Source organism: Ideonella sp. P3_A4 (assembly GCF_056403075.1).
In genome coordinates this window covers 1-3112 of record NZ_JBFUGE010000666.1, presented here as the reverse complement: position 1 = coordinate 3112, position 3112 = coordinate 1, and the positions used below count along the sequence as shown (strand labels likewise).

4 protein-coding genes are annotated in these 3112 nt (G+C 65.3%); 1 reads left to right on the top strand and 3 read right to left on the bottom strand.

What is annotated here, in order from left to right; genetic code table 11:
* Positions 1–175: 175 nt before the first annotated feature.
* Positions 176–1567 carry a replication-associated recombination protein A gene (locus AC1DYI_RS30820; RefSeq protein ID WP_477207924.1) on the bottom strand — a complete coding sequence of 464 codons (1392 nt, stop codon included), beginning with the start codon at positions 1565–1567 and terminating at the stop codon, positions 176–178.
* Between the two features lie 132 nt (positions 1568–1699).
* On the opposite strand from AC1DYI_RS30820, the gene AC1DYI_RS30815 reads away from it, so the two are divergent.
* Positions 1700–2245, top strand: coding sequence for a chemotaxis protein CheW (locus AC1DYI_RS30815; protein WP_477207923.1), 546 nt, complete (start codon positions 1700–1702; stop codon positions 2243–2245).
* A gap of 70 nt (positions 2246–2315) precedes the next feature.
* On the opposite strand, the gene lolA is transcribed toward AC1DYI_RS30815, so the two are convergent.
* Both lolA and AC1DYI_RS30805 read right to left on the bottom strand, forming a co-directional pair.
* Complete coding sequence (gene lolA / locus AC1DYI_RS30810; RefSeq protein WP_477207922.1) at positions 2316–2942, bottom strand: outer membrane lipoprotein periplasmic chaperone LolA; 627 nt, start codon at positions 2940–2942, stop codon at positions 2316–2318.
* A partial coding sequence (locus tag AC1DYI_RS30805; protein WP_477207925.1) for a DNA translocase FtsK occupies positions 2935–3112 on the bottom strand: 178 nt, incomplete at its 5' end. The genes AC1DYI_RS30805 and lolA, both read right to left, overlap by 8 nt.

The window sequence follows — 3112 nt, the reverse complement described above, 5'->3', positions numbered from 1 at the left end:
CCCAATACCAAGCCGTTGATGATCTGTTGTACGAAGATATCCATCGAGTGGGTCTCCCGGTGTGGTACGGCCGAGCCTGAACGGCCCCTGATCGCGGGGATTGTAGGAACCGCTTACACACACCCGCCTCGGGCTTACCCCCTGAGTGGGGCCGCCTCGCCACAGGGCCAGAGCCCTATTGCTCGCCTTCAGCGTCCGGTGTGTCGGCTGGGCCCTGATGGGCTTCTTCATTGAGCCGGCGCAACTCGGCCAGCTTCTCGCCGATGCGCAGCTCCAGCCCACGCGGCACCGGCTGATAGAACTGCGGTGGCGGCTCCAGGCCATCGGGCCAATAGCGCTCGCCGGCGGCAAAGCCATCGGCCTCGTCATGCGCATAGCGGTAGCCCTGGCCATGGCCCAACGCCTTCATCAGCTTGGTTGGCGCGTTGCGCAGATGTGCGGGCACCGGGCGTGTCTGGTCTTGTTTGACGAAGGCACGCACCGCGTTCCATGCGGCATAGACCGCGTTCGATTTGGGCGCCACCGCGAGGTAGACCACCGCTTGCGCCAGGGCCAGCTCGCCCTCGGGTGTGCCGAGGCGCTCGTAGGTCTCTGCCGCGTCCAGCGTCAACCGCAGCGCACGCGGGTCGGCGTTGCCGACGTCCTCGCTGGCCATGCGCACCAGGCGGCGCGCCAGGTAGCGCGGATCGGCGCCGCCATCGAGCATGCGCGCGAACCAGTAGAGCGACGCATCGGGGTCGGAGCCGCGCACCGACTTGTGCAGTGCCGAGATCGTGTCGTAGAACTGATCACCGCCCTTGTCGTAGCGGCGCAGTTGTTCACCCAGCGAGCGCTCGAGCATCGCTTCATCGATGCGTTCGACATCATGCCCGAGCTGCGTGACCAGGTTCTCGTAGGCGTTGAGCAGGCGGCGTGCGTCGCCATCGGCGTAGCCGATCAAGCGTTGCGCAGCGGCAGGCACCAACTCAGGCGCGGCGAGCAACTCACGCGCCCGCGACAGCAGCTGTTGCTGGTCGTCGTCTTCGAGTGACTTCAGCACATGCACCGTCGCACGCGACAGCAGCGCCGAGTTGACCTCGAACGACGGGTTTTCTGTCGTGGCCCCGATGAAGGTGAACAGGCCCGACTCGACGTGCGGCAAGAACGCGTCCTGCTGCGCCTTGTTGAAACGGTGCACCTCGTCGACGAAGACGATCGTGCGTTTGCCCTGCGCGCGGGCCAGTTCGGCCTGCGCGACCGCGTCGCGAATCTCCTTGACGCCGGACAACACCGCCGAGAGGACAATGAATTTCGCATCGACTGCGCCCGCCACCAGCCGGGCCAAGGTGGTCTTGCCCACCCCCGGCGGGCCCCACAGGATCATCGAATGCAGGCGGCCCTGCTCGAAGGCCACGCGCAATGGTTTGCCCGGACCCAGCAGGTGGACCTGGCCAATCACCTCGTCGAGGTGGCGCGGGCGCAGGCGCTCGGCCAGCGGCGCCGTGGCAGGCGGGGTGGCCGGCGACTCGCGGCTGTCGCCAGCCTCAGGCAGGTCTTGGTCGTCGAAAAGGGCATCTTGCCGGGGCATTGACGGATTGTGGCGCGAAGGCGCGAAGCACCGAATTGCCCGACCGGGTGGCCCTTATTCACGCTTTGGTTCCCGGGGACGTGGACGGAAACTGCAGYCTGTTGACCCCAGAAGTCCCGAAGGAGACCCGCGATGAGCGCCACCCCCACTGAAAACCGCCCCGCCCCCACGATGGGCGCCCCCGTCGCCGCTGCTGCCACGGCCGGCGCACCGCGCGAGTACCTGTCCTTCAAGCTGGGCAGCGAGGAATACGGCATCGACATCCTGCGCGTGCAGGAAATCCGCGGCTACGAGCCGCCGACCCGCATCGCCAACACCCAGCACTTCATCAAGGGTGTCGTGAATCTGCGCGGCGTGATCGTGCCGATCGTCGACATGCGCCTGCGCTTTCAGCTGGCGGATGTGCAGTACAACAGCTTCACCGTCGTGATCATCCTGAACATCGGCAACCGCACGGTGGGCATGGTGGTCGACTCGGTCAGCGACGTGCTCGAACTGGCTCCGGGCCAGATCAAGCATGCGCCGGAATTCAACGGCGCGATCGACGCCTCTTACATCACCGGCCTGGGCACCATCAAGCATGGCGACGACGAGCGCATGCTGATCCTGATGGACATCGAGCAGATGATGACCGCGCCCGACATGGGCCTGATGGACGCCGACACCGCGATGCACTGAGCATCGCCGGTCCCCGACCACGAAAAAGGGCGCCCAAGAGGCGCCCTTGCCGTTTCTGAATCGCCGGCGGCTACTGTTCCGACACGTCGGCGCCAGCCGGGATGTTGAAGCTGAAGGTGGTCGCCGGCAGCGCCACCTCGGTGGCCAGGTCGTTGAGCTTCAGCAGCGAACGCTGGCCGAAGCTGTCAGCGATCTCGACCGCCATCAAGGCCTTGCCCTTGAAGCCGGCCTTCAGCCACTGGATCGTGCCGCCGGTTTCGCGCGGCGTGGCCTGCACCCATTCGAGGCCGTCCTTGTCGGGCTGGTTCTTCAGCTCGAAATTCTTCTCGATCGATGACCCGGTCAACAGCGCGACCGGCGTGCTGCCGAGTGCGTCGCCCATCTTGCGCACCGTGACCTGGTTCAGATCCGGGTCGTGGAACCAGACTTTGATGCCGTCGCTGACGATGGTTTGCGCGTAGGGCTTGGCGTAGTCGAAGCGAAAGCGGTTCGGCCGCGCGAAGCTGAAGTTGCCGGACGAGACCTTCTGCTTCGCGCCATCGGGCGAGGTCACGGTCTGCGTAAAGGTTGACTTGCCGGACTTCACATCACGCACGAAGGCGCGCAGCGATTCAGACGCATCGGCCCAAGCGCCGGTGGTGATACACGCCATAGCCGCGACGGCCACGAGGCGCGCAACAGAGCCGAAACTATTCATCACGCTTGGGCAACAAGATTTCGCGGTTGCCATTGGTGGACATGGTGCTTACGAGCCCGGATTGCTCCATTTGTTCCAGCAAGCGTKCCGCGCGGTTGTAGCCGATGCGTAAATGTCGCTGCACCAGCGAGATCGAAGCCTTGCGGTGCTGCAGCACGATGGCCACGGCC

What these genes read in the sequence shown, in the direction of transcription:
- AC1DYI_RS30820 (WP_477207924.1), bottom strand. Translation starts at nt 1,567, where the DNA reads ATGCCCCGGCAAGATGCCCTTTTCGACGACCAAGACCTGCCTGAGGCT.
- AC1DYI_RS30815 (WP_477207923.1), top strand. Translation starts at nt 1,700, where the DNA reads ATGAGCGCCACCCCCACTGAAAACCGCCCCGCCCCCACGATGGGCGCC.
- lolA (WP_477207922.1), bottom strand. Translation starts at nt 2,942, where the DNA reads ATGAATAGTTTCGGCTCTGTTGCGCGCCTCGTGGCCGTCGCGGCTATG.